A 249-nucleotide genomic window follows, 5' to 3' on the forward strand; every position below is an offset into this window, starting at 1 on the left:
ATGGGTGAAAGGATTGGTGAGAACGTGGGGGTAATGTTGAAAGGTGGGGGAATGGAATGGTTGAGAGGAGTATTGTGGGGTAGGGTGGGAAGTGTGGGTGGTAAAGATGGTGTGGGGATGATGGGTGGGAAGGAGAGTGGTGTGAAAGGTGTGGGTGGAACGATGATGAAAGAAGGAAGTAAGATCGGTTACCTGGGTGACATTCAGGGTTTGTTGGGAGTGGGTTAGTAATGTTGATGGTATTGAAGG

At 49.4% G+C, this 249-nt stretch carries 1 pseudogene; it reads left to right on the forward strand.

What is annotated here, in order from left to right:
* Positions 1-228, forward strand: a pseudogene (locus FS628_RS31745) (NAD(P)/FAD-dependent oxidoreductase); the annotation flags it as partial.
* Positions 229-249: the final 21 nt, after the last annotated feature.

Origin of the sequence: Paenibacillus xylanexedens (genome assembly GCF_007676705.1) — a bacterium.
In the GTDB taxonomy this organism is placed as follows: domain Bacteria; phylum Bacillota; class Bacilli; order Paenibacillales; family Paenibacillaceae; genus Paenibacillus; species Paenibacillus xylanexedens_C.